Annotated in this window: 14 protein-coding genes; 7 read left to right on the forward strand and 7 right to left on the reverse strand. The window is 56.2% G+C overall.

Annotated elements, in window-relative coordinates:
• Nucleotides 1-8: 8 nt before the first annotated feature.
• The 3 genes from FIV46_RS05945 to cysN all read left to right on the forward strand — a co-directional run bounded on the left by FIV46_RS05945 (nt 9) and on the right by cysN (nt 3725).
• Nucleotides 9-584: an NADPH-dependent FMN reductase gene (locus FIV46_RS05945; protein ID WP_139939425.1), complete on the forward strand. Its 576-nt coding sequence runs from the start codon at nt 9-11 to the stop codon at nt 582-584.
• Between the two features lie 337 nt (nt 585-921).
• Nucleotides 922-1821: a sulfate adenylyltransferase subunit CysD gene (cysD, locus tag FIV46_RS05950; RefSeq protein ID WP_139939427.1), complete on the forward strand. Its 900-nt coding sequence runs from the start codon at nt 922-924 to the stop codon at nt 1819-1821.
• Nucleotides 1821-3725, forward strand: a complete 1905-nt coding sequence (cysN, locus tag FIV46_RS05955) for a sulfate adenylyltransferase subunit CysN (protein ID WP_139939429.1) — start codon at nt 1821-1823, stop codon at nt 3723-3725. Before cysD ends, cysN begins: the two co-directional genes overlap by 1 nt.
• A 66-nt stretch (nt 3726-3791) precedes the next feature.
• On the opposite strand, the gene FIV46_RS05960 is transcribed toward cysN, so the two are convergent.
• Nucleotides 3792-6032, reverse strand: coding sequence for an ATP-binding protein (locus FIV46_RS05960; RefSeq protein WP_139939431.1), 2241 nt, complete (start codon nt 6030-6032; stop codon nt 3792-3794).
• 205 nt (nt 6033-6237) lie between these two features.
• Here FIV46_RS05960 and FIV46_RS05965 point away from each other — a divergent pair, with 205 nt between their 5' ends.
• From FIV46_RS05965 to FIV46_RS05975, 3 genes are all read left to right on the forward strand, one after another.
• Nucleotides 6238-6729, forward strand: a complete 492-nt coding sequence (locus tag FIV46_RS05965; protein WP_181163075.1) for a flavin reductase family protein — start codon at nt 6238-6240, stop codon at nt 6727-6729.
• 32 nt (nt 6730-6761) lie between these two features.
• Nucleotides 6762-7355, forward strand: a complete 594-nt coding sequence (locus FIV46_RS05970) for a glutathione S-transferase family protein (protein ID WP_181163076.1) — start codon at nt 6762-6764, stop codon at nt 7353-7355.
• Nucleotides 7356-7474: 119 nt separating this feature from the next.
• A complete protein-coding gene (locus FIV46_RS05975) occupies nt 7475-8530 on the forward strand; it encodes a fatty acid desaturase family protein (protein ID WP_139939439.1) in 1056 nt (351 codons plus the stop codon).
• Here FIV46_RS05975 and FIV46_RS05980 read toward each other — a convergent pair.
• The 4 genes from FIV46_RS05980 to FIV46_RS05995 all read right to left on the reverse strand — a co-directional run bounded on the left by FIV46_RS05980 (nt 8517) and on the right by FIV46_RS05995 (nt 10957).
• A complete protein-coding gene (locus FIV46_RS05980) occupies nt 8517-9719 on the reverse strand; it encodes an acetyltransferase domain-containing protein (RefSeq protein ID WP_139939442.1) in 1203 nt (400 codons plus the stop codon). The two genes, FIV46_RS05975 and FIV46_RS05980, sit on opposite strands and share 14 nt — an antisense overlap.
• Before the next feature lie 92 nt (nt 9720-9811).
• Entirely contained in the window at nt 9812-10378 is a 567-nt protein-coding gene (locus tag FIV46_RS05985) for a cob(I)yrinic acid a,c-diamide adenosyltransferase (protein WP_139939445.1), read from the reverse strand.
• Between the two features lie 9 nt (nt 10379-10387).
• Nucleotides 10388-10579, reverse strand: a complete 192-nt coding sequence (locus FIV46_RS05990) for an HIG1 domain-containing protein (RefSeq protein ID WP_139939448.1) — start codon at nt 10577-10579, stop codon at nt 10388-10390.
• 111 nt (nt 10580-10690) lie between these two features.
• Entirely contained in the window at nt 10691-10957 is a 267-nt protein-coding gene (locus FIV46_RS05995; RefSeq protein WP_139939451.1) for a hypothetical protein, read from the reverse strand.
• A 337-nt stretch (nt 10958-11294) separates the two neighbouring features.
• On the opposite strand from FIV46_RS05995, the gene FIV46_RS06000 reads away from it, so the two are divergent.
• Nucleotides 11295-13415, forward strand: a complete 2121-nt coding sequence (locus FIV46_RS06000; RefSeq protein ID WP_139939454.1) for a prolyl oligopeptidase family serine peptidase — start codon at nt 11295-11297, stop codon at nt 13413-13415.
• A gap of 40 nt (nt 13416-13455) precedes the next feature.
• Here the strand turns inward: FIV46_RS06000 and FIV46_RS06005 are convergent, their stop codons facing one another.
• Nucleotides 13456-15111 carry an acyl-CoA dehydrogenase family protein gene (locus FIV46_RS06005; RefSeq protein ID WP_139939456.1) on the reverse strand — a complete coding sequence of 552 codons (1656 nt, stop codon included), beginning with the start codon at nt 15109-15111 and terminating at the stop codon, nt 13456-13458.
• 11 nt (nt 15112-15122) lie between these two features.
• Nucleotides 15123-16433, reverse strand: coding sequence for a crotonyl-CoA carboxylase/reductase (ccrA, locus tag FIV46_RS06010; protein WP_139939458.1), 1311 nt, complete (start codon nt 16431-16433; stop codon nt 15123-15125).
• Nucleotides 16434-16642: the final 209 nt, after the last annotated feature.

Genomic DNA, 16642 nt, shown 5'->3' on the forward strand with positions numbered 1-16642 from the left:
GGAATAAAATGTCCAAAGAAGTGAAGATTCTGGCCTTTGCCGGAAGCATGAGAAAGGCGTCATTCAACAAGTCCATGGTCAAGGCTGCCGCTGCCGGGGCCGAAGAAGCCGGGGCGGAAGTCACCTATATTGATCTGCGCAATTACCCGTTGCCGCTCTATAACGGTGATCTTGAAGCGGCAGAAGGCCTGCCCTGCGGAGCGCGGAAACTCAAGCAATTGTTCGATGGGCATGACGGGTTGCTGATTGCTTCTCCGGAATATAACAGCAGTTACTCCGCTGTGCTGAAAAATGCCCTCGACTGGATCTCCCGCCCGGCGGATCATAACGAACCGATGCTCAACTCCTTTGTTGGCAAGCAGGCGGTGCTGATGGCGACATCGCCGGGCGCCCTGGGTGGCCTGCGCGGTCTCTATGCCCTGCGTGAGCTGCTGATGAATATGATGGTACAGGTTCACCCCAATATGATGGCGCTGCCCAGCGCCATGGAGGAATTTGACGAGGACGGCAGTTTCACCAACCTGGACAGGGAACAGTCGGTGCGGGAACTCGGCGCGCTGCTGGTCGAGAGTCTGTCCCGCTGACAGCCGGATATTTTATCCTTCCTTGAAAAGCAGGTCGCCGGGGCCTGCTTTTTTGTTTTTTCAGAGACATTTACCTTTCTTCAACATCGAAGCTGTATGAGGGAAGGGAAAATAAAGTTGCCTGCAGGCAATGTTATTAAAACATAAAAAAAGTGTATATTAAAATAATATACATATTTTTTTTATAAAAATAGGTTATTAGGCGTTGTCATTTCAGGGCAATGGGGCTATCTAGGGGATAGATTTTACAAAGATGAGAACTGTCTGATAAACGGAAGCAGATTGGCACGGGGGCAGTTAGCAATCCCCGGAAACGGATGGAAGAAGAGAGTCTGGAATGGATTTAACCCACTTACAGCGGCTTGAAGCCGAAAGTATTCATATCATGCGGGAGGTCGCGGCCGAGTGCCAGAATCCGGTGATGCTCTATTCAATCGGCAAGGATTCGGCTGTCATGCTGCATCTGGCCATGAAAGCCTTTTATCCCTCCATCCCGCCGTTCCCGATCCTGCATGTGGACACCACCTGGAAATTCCGGGAGATGATCGAATTTCGTGACAAGCGCGCCGCCGAACTGGGGCTGGACCTGCTGATCCACATTAACCAAGAGGGGGTCGACCAGGGCATCGGGCCGTTTACCCACGGTTCTGCAGTGCATACTGACGTGATGAAAACCCAGGCCCTGAAACAGGCGCTGGACAAATATAAATTCGACGCCGCTTTTGGCGGCGCCCGCCGGGACGAGGAAAAAAGCCGGGCCAAGGAACGGATATTCTCTTTCCGCTCCGCCCAGCACCGCTGGGACCCGAAAAACCAGCGTCCGGAATTGTGGAACCTGTATAACAGCCGCATCAACAAGGGCGAAAGCATCCGCGTGTTCCCCCTGAGCAACTGGACCGAGCTGGATATCTGGCAGTATATCTACCAGGAAAATATCCCCATCGTGCCGCTCTACTTCGCCAAGGAACGCCCTGTGGTGGAACGGGACGGCATGCTGGTGATGGTGGATGATGACCGGATGCCGCTGGAACCGGGTGAAGTGCCAATGATGAAGAAGGTGCGGTTCCGCACCCTGGGCTGCTATCCGCTGACCGGCGCGATTGAGTCAGATGCGGACACCCTGCCGGCGATTATCCAGGAAATGCTGCTGACCAGAACCTCCGAACGCCAGGGCCGGGCTATCGACAAGGATGCCAATGCGTCCATGGAGCAGAAAAAACAGGAGGGGTATTTCTAATGGCACATCAGTCTGACCTTATTTCCGAAGATATCCTCGAATATCTGAAAAGCCAGGAAAACAAAAGCCTCCTGCGGTTCATTACCTGCGGCAGCGTTGACGACGGCAAAAGCACCCTGATCGGCCGCCTGCTGTATGATTCCAAGCTGATTTTCGAAGACCAGCTCTCGAGCCTGGAATCCGACAGTAAAAAAGTCGGCACCCAGGGCGGCGATATGGATTTCGCCCTTCTGGTCGACGGTCTGGCCGCCGAGCGCGAACAGGGCATCACCATCGACGTGGCCTATCGCTTTTTCTCCACCGACAAGCGCAAGTTCATCGTCGCCGACACGCCGGGGCATGAGCAATATACCCGCAACATGGCGACCGGCGCCTCCAACGCCGACCTGGCCATTATCCTGATTGACGCCCGCAAGGGGATCCTGACCCAGACCCGCCGGCACAGCTATATCGTGTCGCTGCTGGGCATCAAGCATGTATTGCTGGCCGTCAACAAGATGGACCTGATGGACTATGACCAGAAGGTATTTGAGGAAATTGAAACCGATTACCGCGCCTTTGCGAAGGACATCGGTCTCACCGATATCACCTGTGTGCCGATTTCGGCCCTGAAAGGGGACAATATCCTGGAGCGCGGCGACAATCTTGACTGGTATGACGGCCCGACCCTGATGGAAGTTCTGGAGACGGTGGACGTGACGACGGACGAGAAATCGGCGCCGTTCCGGTTTCCGGTCCAGTGGGTGAACCGTCCGGACCTGGATTTCCGCGGCTTTTCCGGCACCATCGTCAGCGGCACCGTGCGGCAAGGCGATGAAATTGTTGTCCTGCCGTCGGCCAAGACCAGCCGCATCAAGTGCATCGTCGCCATGGGCGGAGACCTGGACGAAGCCATCGCCGGGCAGGCGGTGACCCTGGTGCTGGAGGACGAGATTGATATCTCCCGCGGGGATGTGATCTGCCGCAAGGAAAACCGGGCCGAACTGACCGACCAGTTCATGGCCCATGTTTTGTGGATGGACGAGGAACACCTGCTGCCTGGCCGTCCCTACCTGGTCAAGATCGGTTCGAAAATGGTGCCGGGTATGATCACTGACCTGAAGTACAAGGTCAACGTGAACAGCCTGGAGCATGAAGCCGGCAAAGCCCTGGAACTGAATGAAGTCGGGGTCTGTAACCTGTCCCTGTCCGACCAGATTCCCTATGACCACTATGCCGATATCCGGGAAACCGGCGCCTTTATCATCATCAACCGGCTGAACAACAATACGGTCGGGGTCGGCATGATCGACCACGGCCTGCGCCGGGCGGAGAATATCCACTGGCAGGCGCTGGACGTGGACAAAACCTCCCGGGCGGGCCAGAAGAGCCAGAAACCGGCGGTGCTGTGGTTCACCGGTTATTCCGGTTCCGGGAAGTCCACCGTGGCCAACGCGCTGGAGAAGAAGCTCTTCGGCCGCGGCAACCATACCTATGTTTTGGATGGTGACAATGTTCGTCATGGCCTGAACAAGGACCTGGGCTTCACGGATGTGGACCGGGTGGAAAACATCCGCCGGGTGGCCGAAACCTCCAAACTGATGGTGGATGCAGGCCTGATTACCCTGGTCTCCTTCATTTCCCCGTTCCGCTCCGAACGCCGCATGGCCCGGGAGCTGATGGATGACGGAGAATTCATCGAGATCTTCGTCAATACGCCGCTCGAAGTGTGTGAGCAGCGCGATCCGAAAGGCCTGTATAAGAAGGCCCGTGCAGGTGAAATCAAGAACTTCACCGGTTTCGACAGTCCCTATGAAGAACCGGACGATGCCGAACTGAACATTGATACTACAGATCTGCAGCCGGACCAGGCCGCTGACCGTATTATTGATTACCTGGAAGAAAAGGGCTATCTCGCTTCATAAGCGGGAGGCCCGTGAAATTCTTAAAAGCCGGTTCTTCGGGGCCGGCTTTTTTATGTCGCCCCGGTTTTATGTCACTTGGGTTTTCCCAGCCAGGATATCGGAGATAATAGCAATCGCCTCTTTCAGGTTGATGGGCTTGACGATATAGGCGTTGGCTCCTGCCTGGATATATCTTGTTTCCGCATCACTCATGGCATTCGCTGTCAGGGCAATGATCGGGACATCGCGGAAGGGCGCTTCCGAGGCGCGGATCCAGCGGATGGCTTCTTCCCCGGTCATGACCGGCATCTGAATATCCATCAGGACAAGGTCGAAGGCCTGCCGCTCGAGTGCATTAATTGCTTCCTGGCCGTTTTCCACAATGGTGACGTCCAGATTGAGAACTTTCAGGGCCTCGCGGATAATCTGCTGGTTGATCAGATTGTCCTCTGCCACCAGGACCTTCCGGTTGTCTGCCGTCGATTGTAGGGGGGTATCGCGCAAAGGCTCCGGTTCAGCCCCAATCTCGGCGTCAATGGCAACGGCACTTTTGTCAAGCGGTAGCGTGAACCAGAACTCGGCCCCCTTGTCGGGCTCGCTTTTGACACCGATTTCACCGCCCATCATTTCCGCCAGGCTCTTGCAGATGGGAAGGCCAAGGCCGGTGCCGCCATACTGGCGCACGCTTGTGCCGTCGACCTGCCGGAACCGCTCGAAAATGGCCTCCTGCTGATCAGGGGGGATGCCGGGGCCGGTATCACGGACGCGGAAGTGCAGTGATCCGTCGTCGAGCAGTGAAAGCTGCAGGGATATGGTGCCGGCGTCAGTGAATTTGACCGCATTACCCAACAGATTGACCAGCATCTGCTTGATCCGGACGGGATCACCCACATAAGTCAAATCGCAGTCCTTCGGAACGTCGACCACAGTCTTGAGGCTCTTTGACATGGCCTGGTAAGAAATGGTGTCCATGGATTCCTTGATCACTGTGAGGACATTGAAATCGGACATTTTCAGCTTCATCTGTCCGGACTCAATCCTCGACAGGTCCAGTATGTCATTGATAATGGCCAGCAGGGAGCGGCCGGAAGACATGATGGTGTGAGCATATTCCCGTTGCCGGGAATCAAGTTTGGTCTGTTCCAGAAGCTGGCACATACCGAGTACGCCATTGAGCGGCGTACGGATTTCATGGCTCATATTGGCCAGAAATTCTGACTTGAGGCGGTTGGCTTTTTCTGCAGAATCCTTGGCATCCGCCATATCCTTCATGGCGCGGCGCAATTTGAGAGTGGTCTTTTTCAACTCATTGGTGCGGTTCCGTACCGTTGCCTCAATGGCAATCCTTTTGTTCATCTGCTGTACAATGAACAGCGACAACAGACCGCCTATGACAAAAACAATCAGCGCGCCCAGCTCTGCCTGCTTTGCAGGGAAGCCGGCTTCCGCCGACCTGGTGACGGTCACTATCCAGGATTTCTCCGCAACAGGAAATCTATACTGGTAAAAAAAACGGTCGGGGTCGTCACTGACCTGGGTGGCAAAGTCCCCGTCGCTGGCCAGCGAGGCGGAGGTTGTGATGTCAACGTCCAGCTCTTTGAAGATGTGGCCCGCATCGAATACCTTATAGGTCGTGATGTTCTGGTCGACGATCAATGCGACGATGATCCCCCGTACATTCCCTTTCCCGGCGTGAGCTGCATCCGCGTCCTGAAAGATGGGCACGAAACAATAGGCCGCTTTCTTGAGTCCGGGCTGCCCGGGCACAAAGCTGGCGCTGGCCGTGATTTTCCCGGTTTCTATACTATGCTCTATGGCAGCTCTATAGTCCGGTACCGCGAAAAAATCGAAGCCGAGGAAAAGAGGCTTCCCGAAACGGACCGCCTGCAGGTCGACGGGGAAATAAAACGGCTGTTCCTGGCGCGGAGAGGGCGCGACGTCATCTGTCTTCGAATGGATATAGGGGGCCTGCGCGCCCCGGTCTGCAAGCGTTCTTTCAAATTGTTTTCGGTCTGTCGCTTCGATCTTCGGAAGCCACGCAAACAGGGAGATGGCGCGATGGCGTTCGAGAATATCACGGGTGAAATCAGTAAATTCCTGTGGCTCGACAGCGACGTCGCGACGATAATGTTCCTGCAGGAGATACATTGATTCAAGGTTTTCCCGGATACGCTGCTCGAGCCTGTAGGACAGGCTCGCCGCCAGGGTGTTAAATTCGGCATGGACGTTTCCCAGGGTATTCTGCTGGATTGTTCTGTAGGTTGCCAGGGATAATCCTGTCGTCAGCGCAAGAGAAAACAGCAAAGTTATCAGCGTATTTTTCTTCATTGATCCCGGAGAATGACCTTGTTTTATTTAGTTATAGGGCCATTCTAGCATTGCCGCATAATCATAAACAGAAAAAACCACCATATGTTGCATTCTGCAGCAGAGGTTGTCGCCGGGGTATCAGTTTTTCAAATATTCGACTTTTACGCGGCGGGGCAAACAGCTATAACGGGCGGGAGTAGAATGAAAAAATAGGTAATGGATGATGGAAAAAGCACTTGCCGGCGCCATGAGGCGCTATGCTTCCTCGGTTTCTGTGGTGTCCTGCAGGGACAGGGATGGAAACTGTTATGCGGTTACGGCGACGGCGGTTTCTTCCGTCTCTTTCGATCCCCCTTCCATGCTTGTCTGTCTGAACAGGAAGACAGCGCTGGCGGATGTTCTGGTCAAAGTGGAAGAGTTCGCCATAAATTTTTTGAACAGCAACCAGGTTGCCGTTTCCAATGACTGTGCCGGCGGCCGGAAGGCCGGGGAAAGGGTGGAAGCGGAGAACTGGAATATGGAGGGTGACGGCACGCCGACCCTCAAAGGCGCACAGGCGGTGATCCTGTGCCGGCGGACCGAAAACCATACCTACGGCAGCCATGAGATCTTTATCGGTGACGTGGTCGATGTCGAAATCGAAGAAAAGGTCGATCCGCTGATTTATCTAAATGGTCAATATGGAACATTTTCTCCGTTCCCCGCGGCAGAATGAGGCCCGGGCGGCGGTCAACAAGGGAGGAAGAAATGATTACTCTATACGGCAGCAAGCAATCCCGCGCAGCACTAAACATATGGACTGCGGCCGAGCTCGGCATTGAACTGGATCTCAAGGCCTATGATCCCCGGAGCGAAGGGACCCAGAGCGAGGAATATCGCAAGCTCAATCCCACAGGCAAGGTGCCGACCCTGGTGGACGGCGACTTTGTGCTGACGGAATCCGTGGCCATCAGCTATTATCTGGCCCGCAAGTATGGCGGCGGCAAACTGCTCGGCAAAACGCCCGAGGAAGAAGCGGACATCCTGCGCTGGTGCTTCTTCGGCATGACGGAAATCGACGCTTTTGCCTTCCAGCTGATGTTGGAGACCAAATTCCGTCCTGGTGAGGCAAACGAGGCCTTTTGCGAGGAATGCAAATATCATATAACCAACGCCCTGAATGTGCTGGAAGAAGCCCTGAAAGGCCGGGAATGGCTGGTGGGCGACGAAATTACCATGGCGGATCTGGTTGGTATCCGGTGCGCCGGTTTTACCCTTTATGTTGGTATGTCTCTGGACAACTGGCCCAATGTGGCGGCCTGGGTGAAAAAGGGCGCTGAACGGCCCGCATACCCCAGATAACGTCCGCTGAAGGGCGGGGCAGGGATGTTTGCCGCGAAATGGCCTTGAATTCATGCTTCAAGGAACGATATGAGTGAGCATATTTTAGTGTGATGAATGAGTTAGGAAAAATTTCTGCTATGTCCGGCATTAAAAGAGCCGAAAACTTCCCCCTCAGGGAAGTGCGGGGACTTGTGACCGACCTGATGCAGCCCAAGCCCTGGATCTACTGGCCGGATTTCCTGGTCAGCGTCTGCCTCGGCTGGGCGTCCCTGGCCGCGGCCGTGATGCAGCCCTATGCCGGCTGGCAGTTCTGGGTGGCTTTTGTGGTGTCCGCGCTGGCGCTCTACCGGGCCGCCATCTTCACCCACGAAATCGTGCATTTGAAACGCGGCACATTCAAACTGTTCCGCGCGGTATGGAACATGCTGGCGGGTTTTCCGCTCCTGATCCCCTCCTTTACCTACATGGGGGTGCACAGCGATCACCATAAACCCAATGTCTATGGTACAAAGGAGGATGGGGAATATCTGCCCTTCGGCGCCCAGCCGCCATGGAAGAATGTTATCTTTGTTCTGCTGTCCTTTTTCCTGCCGGCGCTTTTCCTGGTCCGCTTTCTCGTCCTCACCCCTGTCAGCTGGCTTATTCCGCCGCTGAACCGCAAGCTGTGGGAAAGCATGTCGTCTATGACCATTGACCTGGCCTACAAGCGGCCGCCGCCGACCAAAATGGATGGGGACTACTGGCGCCTGCAGGAAGTCTGCGCCAGCCTCTATGCCATCGCTGCCGTCGCGCTGATGATCGGCGGCATTATGCCGTGGAAAGTATTGATTGTCTGGTACGGCGTGACCAGTGTGATTTTCCTGATGAACAGCTTCCGTACCCTTGGTGCCCATGCCTATCGTAATCCGGGGGACGAGACAATGACCGTGGCCGAACAGTTCCTGGACAGCGTTGATGTACCGGGCGGCGTGATCTCCGCCCTGTGGGCACCGGTCGGGCTCAGGTTCCATGCCACGCACCACCTGTTTCCGCAGATGCCCTATCATGCGCTGGGCACGGCTCACAGGCGGCTGGCGGCCCATCCGGAGATCGGCCCCCATTTCATCCAGGCCTCCCGCCCCACCTTGTGGCATGCGCTGAAAACCCTGTGGGCGGATGCGGCGGAAAGCCAGAAGTCGCCTAAAGGTAGCTGAGCCACCATTGTTTGTGGGCCTTGCGATAGTCGGAGAACCATTTGCAGGGCCAATAGAGCAATATGCAGACGATGGCCCAGGCCAGGTAGGCTTTCCACAGCACCGGCTGGAAGCCCTCCGGCCAGCTACTGGGCATGAAGAAGAGCACGCCTGACTTGCCATAGGCCACCTGATACCAGATGGCTGATCCGATGTGCAGGAACAGGATATGCAGAATATAAAACAGGAACGGGGTCTTGCCGTAAACGCCCAGCACCGTCCCCACTTTGCCGGTGCATTTTTCCAGCAAAGGCAGCAACAACAGGGCCGGCCCGAGGGTCATGCAAAGATATAGCAGGGACGGCGGATATTTTTCCACATTCAGGAATGACAGGGCTGTATAGAAGTCCCCTCTTGCCTGTTCGGCCCAGGGGTAGGGATTGCCGTAGATGTTGAACCCGCGCAGCACCAGGAACAGGCCGATAGCGGCAAGGCCATAGGTGATCAGCTTCTTGTTGCGAACGGCTGGCTCCGCTTTGAAGATCGGCGCCATGACATATCCCAGGGCCATGACGGCGAACCAGGGGATCAGCGGATAGACGAAGAAAAACGGCCCGATCGGCCCGCCGCCCTGGGTGGGGTGGAAGGCCGGAACATGCAGGATGGTCCACAGCCATCCCAGCGTACCGAAGTCGGCCGGGGCGATCGGGTCTAGCAGGTTATGGCCGAAGATGACAACCAGGCTGATCACGGCGATCACCGCGCGCGGCAGGAAGATCAGGCCGGCAAGGATGATCATGGACATGCCGATGGCCCAGATCACCTGCATGGTGAACCCCAGATAGGTGAACAGCCAGAGATAGGTGATCACGAATATTTCGATGAAGATGAGCCAGAATCCACGGCTCAGGAGAAAGAGCGCCAGATCCTGCTTGCCGGCATTGCGGGCATCGGCATAGAGCCAGGCGCTGACCCCGGACAGAAAAACAAAGGTCGGGGCGCAAAAATGGGTGATCCAGCGGGTGAAGAAATAAAAGCCCGTTGTCGCGGTAGGGTCTTCCGGCGCGAATAGAGTAGGTGAATAGAAATCGCGGGCGTGATCCAGCGCCATAATGATCATGACGATGCCGCGCAGGATATCGATGCTGATGATGCGGTTGCGGTGGGCCGGTGAAACAGCGGTAGCGGCCGCAGCAGCGGTCTCTGACATTTTCTTCCCCTTTTCAGATATATTTTTATTCGTTTTAGAATAACACTATACCCTAATGGAGTAGACAAATAAATCATCGTTCCTTCGACGGTTTATTCCCGGTTTGCCCCCGGCACCCATTTGACGTCGCCGGCGCCGTTGTTGTTCAGGCGCCGGCTCAGGACAAACAGATGGTCGGACAGACGGTTCAGGTACCTGATGACCTCGGCATTGACCTGTTCGGTTTCCGCCAGGCGGGCCGCCAGCCGTTCGGCGCGCCGGGTTACAGTCCGGGCCTGGTGCAGGAAGGCCGAGGCGGGCGAGCCGCCGGGCAGGACGAAACTGTCCAGCGGTGGAATTTCCGCATTCATCAGGTCAATCTCCTGTTCCAGTCGTTCCACCTGTCCCGCAGTGATGCGCAAAGGCTCCCACTGGTAGTCTTCGGCGAACGGCAAAGCCAGGTCGGCCCCGGCATCAAACAGGTCGTTCTGGATGCGGCCCAGCATGTCATCTTCCATGCCTGATGTATGCAGCCGGACCAAGCCGATGGCCGCATTGGCCTCATCAACCGTGCCATAGGCCTCGATACGCAAGTCGTGTTTGGGCAGGCGCTCTCCGTTGGCCAGCGACGTTTGTCCCTTGTCGCCTCCCCTGGTATAGATTTTGGTCAGCTTAACCAATGCGGTACCTCATCCATAAGCCAGCAGGTAAATGGCGATCAGGAGCAGGGTCACGAACTGCGCGATGATCCTGGCCCGCATCAGTTGATTGCCATGTTTCTTGTTGAAGTCTCCCCCTTTGCTCATGCTGGCAACACCAAGCAGCATGATTCCCCCGGTCACAATGATCCCAAGAATGATGAGGAGTTTGAGGATTAACATTCTGTAAAATTCCACTTATTCAATATTAACGTCTAATAAAATGCACTTTTGTAGGATTTTTACCCTGATTGCATATTTTATACGATTCACTCTTGGCATTTGGCGAGGATTTTATACAATCCCGACTCTGACCAACAGAGTTAACGTTCTAGTTTTATAGACTATTCTTTGTTTTTCAGAAATAACAAAAGGCGTTAAGCCCGGTTCTCTTGCGGAGGAAAAGAAAAAAGAGGCTGCTTCCAAAAGAAAAACTTTTAAAAGCAGCCCCAGTTGGTATCTGTCAGAACCGCCACCCGAGGTGATCGGGAACAGAGGTCCTGATGGGGATATTCCTGAAGCCGGATCGATTGACCCCATCGGTCCGGCAAATTCTTTCAAAGTGTATCAGACTTTCGTCTGCTGGAACAGCCTCGAAAGCAATTACTTCCTTTCTGATCGGCTATTCCCACTAAAATCCCGATAAATATGTGCAGGACATATCACAGGAATAATCGGCTGATCAAGTATTATAAATAGCTATATGTGAATTTTTATGCGCTCCAAGCCGCTATAATTGTATAATATTCTAAAAATGGGACAATTTTCTGAATAATTGCCTATTTTTAGCCGGTCCTTGTTTGTTTTGTGGAATAGTCCGCCGCTTTCGATAACATGTCTGTCTCAAACAAATATTTGCCGCTCAGGCGACAAGAAAACCGACAAATGGGGATTATCAATGGTGAGAAAGAAATCAGTAGTTTCGGGACTGTGTGCCGCTCTTTTGCTGGTGAGCGGAGGAGCCGCGCGGGCCGGGCAAACAACCGGGGCGGATGCCCTGGACCAGTCTCTCCTGTGGCTGGAGGAGATTCAGGGGGACAAGGCCCTCGACTGGGTGCGCGCCCGGAACAGCAGGACTGTTGCGGAGATTACGGCGGATCCCCGTTTTGACGCCTTCAAGCAGGAAGCCTATGACATCCTGACGGCAGAAGACCGGCTCGCCGTCGGCGACCTGCAGGGGGAGTATGTCTACAACTTCTGGCAGGACGAAGCGCATGTGCGCGGTATCTGGCGCCGCAGCCCGGTGGCAGCCTACAGGGCCGGTAAACCCGACTGGGAACTTCTCCTTGATGTGGACGTCCTGGCGGCGGCGGAAGGGGAAAACTGGGTCTATAAGGGCGCCAACTGCCTGGCCCCCGCCTACAGGCGCTGTATCATTGAACTGGCACCGGGCGGGACAGACGCGGCCGTGTACCGGGAGTTTGATCTGGACACCAAGTCTTTTGTCAAAGGAGGCTTTGACATACCCCTGGCCAAAAGCTGGATAGACTGGCTGGATGGCGACATACTGATGGTGGCGACCGACTGGGGCGCGCCGGACAGCCTGAACGCTTCCGGATATCCGCGGGAAATGAAGATCCTTGCCCGGGGGCAGAAGTTGTCCGAGGCGTCCCCGTTGATGAAAATCGACGCCGATGAAACCTTTATTTTCCCGACCGGCTTTTACCGCGAGGAAGGCGGTGCCAGCTTCCTGCTACGCGGTCACAGCTTTTTCGAGTTCAGCTATTATGTGCTGGATAGCGATAATCAGCCCCGGCAGTTGCCGATCCCCCGCAAGCTTGACCTGGAAGGTCTGTTTGAAGGCCGGGTGATCATCCGGATCCAGGAGGACTGGCGCGGCCATAAGGCCGGCAGCCTGCTGGCTTTCCCGTTGAAAGAATTCATGGAAAGCGGGCAGATCACTACGATCGAGGAAATTTACGATCCGGGGGATAGCGGCACTATCCGGCAGGTGGCGATCGGCAAATCTTCTGTGGTCGTCAATTTGCTGGAAGATGTTTCCAGCCGGATCCGGACATTTTCCCTGAAAGATGGTGATTGGAGCGGCAGCGAAGTGGAAATGCCGGGCGAACAGGTGCTGACCCTTCGTTCCTCCACCTACAGCCGGGACGACATGTTGCTGGAAAAGGAAGGCCTGCTCACCCCGCCCAGCCTTTATTTTGTGAATTTCAAGGAGGGTGTTTCAGAAAAACTGCAGTCTGTGTCCCTGAAATTCGATACCAAGGACCTGATGGTGGAGAAGAAGTTTGCCACCAGCAAGGACGGGACAAAGGTGCCCTATTTCCTGGTTTACAGGAAAGGTGTCAAACTGGACGGTAAAACCCCGGTGCTGCAATATGGCTATGGCGGCTTTGACATTTCCGTTTTGCCGCGGCACAAGCCGGTGCTCGGCAAGCTGTGGCTGGAAAAAGGCGGGGCCTATGTGATCGCCAATATCCGCGGCGGCGGGGAATATGGCCCGCGCTGGCATGAGGCGGCCCTGTTTGAACATCGCCAGCGGGCCTATGACGACTTCTTCGCCGTGGCCGAGGCGGTACAGGCCAGCGGCATCTCATCGCCGCGCCATTACGGCGCCTTCGGGCGCAGCAACGGCGGCCTGCTGATGGGGGTTTCCTTCACCCAGCGGCCGGACCTGTTCCATGGCATCATCTGCGGCGTGCCGCTCCTGGATATGAAGCGCTATAACAAGCTTTTGGCGGGCGCCAGCTGGATGGGGGAATATGGCAATCCGGATATTCCGGAGCAATGGGCCTATATCCGCAAATATTCGCCGTTCCAGAATCTGAAAAAGGACGGGAACTATCCGCGGGTCTATTTCTTCACCTCGACCCTGGATGACCGGGTCCATCCCGGCCATGCCCGCAAGATGGCGGCCAAGATGGAAGCTTATGGCCAGCCCTTCTTCTATTATGAAAATATCGAAGGCGGTCACAAGGGCAATGCCAACCATGATCAGGAAGCGACCATGCGGGCGCTGGAATATCTCTATCTCTGGCGGGAGCTGGAAGGCGATGACTGAATGAAAAAGGGCCGGAGTTGATCCGGCCCTTTGTTTTTGATCAGTTGCCGGCTTCGGAGAGCAGCCGCCGGGCGATCACATCGGCCTGGATTTCCGCTGCGCCCTCGAAAATATTCAGGATGCGGGCATCGCACAGCACCCGGCTGATGGCATATTCCAGCGCATAACCGTTGCCGCCGTGGATCTGCAGCGCGTTGTCGGCGGTGGACCAGGCGACCCGGGCGCCAAGCAGCTTGGCCATGCCGGCCTCCAGGTCGCAGCGCTTGTCTTCGTCCTTCTGCCGGGCGGCGAAATAGGTCAGCTGCCGGGTCATCATGATTTCCACAACCGCCAGCGCAATCTTGCTGTGTACCCGGGGGAAGTTGAAGATGGGCTGGCCGAACTGGATGCGTTCGGTGGCGTAACGCAGGCCCAGCTCCAGGGCGCACTGGGCGACGCCGAGCGCGCGGGCCGCGGTCTGGATGCGGGCGCTCTCGAAGGTGACCATCAGCTGTTTGAAGCCGTTGCCTTCCTCGCCGCCGAGCAGGTTTTCCGCCTTGACCTTGAAGCCGTCAAAGCCGAGCTCGAATTCCTTCATGCCGCGATAGCCCAGCACCTCGATCTCGCCGCCGGTCATGCCGTCGGTGGGGAACGGATTGTCTTCGGTGCCGCGTTCTTTTTCGGCCAGGAACATGCTCAGTCCCTTGTAGCCCGGTTCATTGGGGTTGGTGCGGGCCAGCAGGGTCATGACATCGGCCCGGGCCGCATGGGTGATCCAGGTCTTGTTGCCGGTGATGGTATAGCTGTCGCCGTCCCTGACCGCGCGGGTCCTGAGCGATCCGAGGTCGGAGCCGGTATTGGGTTCGGTGAAGACCGCCGTCGGCAGGATTTCACCGGTGGCGATCTTCGGCAGCCATTGCGCCTTCTGTTCCTCGGTGCCGCCGCCCATGATCAGTTCGGCGGCAATTTCCGAGCGGGTGCCGAGCGAGCCGACGCCGATATAACCGCGGCTCAGTTCCTCGGACACGATACACATGCTGGTCTTGCCCAGCTCCGATCCGCCATATTGTTCGGGGATGGTCAGGCCGAACACGCCCATTTCGCTCATCTTGTCGATGACCTCCATGGGGATATAGTCGTCGCGCTCGTGCCAGCCGTGGGCATGGGGAATGACTTCCTCGTTGGCGAAGCGGCGGAACTGGTCGCGGATCATTTCATACATTTCATCCAGGCCCAGATTGCCGAATTCCCCGGAATCAAGACTGTGTTCCACCAGCCGGGCGATCTTTTCACGGTTTTCCGGGGTGTTGCCGGTCTCGATCAGGTAGATCACTTCTTCGGTGCCGAAGGCGTTGACGTCATCAATGGACACCCACATGGCATCGGGCCGGATGATTTCGCCTTGGCTCATGGGGATGCCGCCACGCATCTGGCTCAGATATTCGCCGAAACCGACCCGCAGGATCAGTTCCTCAAGTTCGGTGAACTTGCCTTCGGTGGACAGGTTCTTCGCCCACTCCAGGGTCTGGCGCAGGGTTTCCGCATAGGTCGCAATCCAGGACAGGCCGTGGCATTCGAACTGGTGCTCGGCCATCAGGGTGCGGTCGAGCTTGCCGTCCTTGACCAGATGGGCGCGCAGGCCGTCCCGCGCAGACGCCACCAGCTTGTCCGCCGCCGCAAGGGCGGCCTCGCAGGCGGGAAACAGTTCAAAGGTCATTTGACTTCTCCCTAGCCGTTGTTGCCGGCTTCGACGGCGTCTTCAAAAGTGGTCAGCCCCGGGGTTTTGGCGGAAACAAGGACCGCCATATTGCCGGGCTTGTGCTGGTTCTTCCACATTTTGGTATGGGCGCGGGGAATGTCGTTCCAGGAAAAGACCTCTGACATGCAGGGATCGATGCGGCGATCAATGACCAGCCGGTTGGCTTCGGAGGCCTGCTTGAGGTTGGCAAAGTGGCTGCCCTGGATACGTTTCTGGCGCATCCAGACAAAGCGGGCGTCAAAGGTGATGTTGTAGCCGGTGGTGCCGGCGCAGAAGACTACCATGCCGCCGCGCTTGACCACGAAACAGGACACCGGGAAGGTGGCTTCGCCGGGGTGTTCGAACACGCTGTCCACGTCATTGCCCTTGCCGGTGATGTTCCAGATGGCCTTGCCGAATTCACGGGTTTTTTTCAGATATTCGCCATATTCTTTGGTCTCGCTGACCGGGGGGAGCTGGCCCCAGCAATCATAATCCTTGCGGTTGATCACGCCCTTGGCGCCGAGCGACATGACAAATTCGCGCTTGTCCTCTTCCGAGATCACACCGATGGCATGAGCCCCGGCAGCGGCAATCAGCTGGATCGCCATGGAGCCGAGGCCGCCGGAGGCGCCCCACACCAGGACATTATGACCCGGGCGCAGGATATGCGGGCGATGCCCGAACAGCATGCGGTAGGCGGTGGCGAGGGTGAGCACATAACAGGCGCTTTCCTCCCAGGTCAGGTGCTTGGGCCGCGGCATCAGCTGGCGCGCCTGGACCTTGGCGAACTGGGCGAAGGAGCCGTCCGGGGTCTCATAACCCCAGATGCGCTGGCTGGTGGAGAACATCGGGTCGCCGCCGTTGCATTCCTCGTCGTCACCATCGTCCTGGTTACAGTGGACCACAACTTCGTCACCGACCTTGAAGCGTTTGACCCGGCTGCCGACCTTATAGACAATCCCGGCGGCATCGGAGCCGGCGATATGATAGTCGGCGCCATGCACGTCAAAGACGGACATGGGGATGCCGAGGCCGGCCCAGACGCCGTTGTAGTTGACGCCGGCGGCCATCACCAGAATCAGCACTTCGTCGGAATCGATTTCCGGCACATCAACCACTTCCTGCTGGAAGGATTGTTCCGGCGGGCCAAGCCGGTCCGGGCGGATCGCCCAGGCATACATTTTGGCCGGCACGTGACCGACGGGCGGGATCTCCCCGACCTCATACAGGTCCTTTTTTTCGAATTTGCCTTCCAGGTTTTCCCGTTCGGCAATTTCCTCGGCTGTCAGTTTACTCATGTTGTCCCTCGATAAGCTGTGTGTGTATCCCTTGATGCGCCGTCGGGGCCCGGTTTTTCTCCCCGGGGCCGGAATTTTTTTACTGTCCCGCAGCAATATGATACCATATTAAACGGCATTTTTTATTGCATCGCAATAATAATTATATTATTTCTTAATTCAGGTCTAGTGAGAAATAATATTTTTTTAAAACCATTGATTTTGGTAAT

This window comes from Emcibacter nanhaiensis (assembly GCF_006385175.1).
Classification (GTDB): Bacteria; Pseudomonadota; Alphaproteobacteria; order Sphingomonadales; family Emcibacteraceae; genus Emcibacter; species Emcibacter nanhaiensis.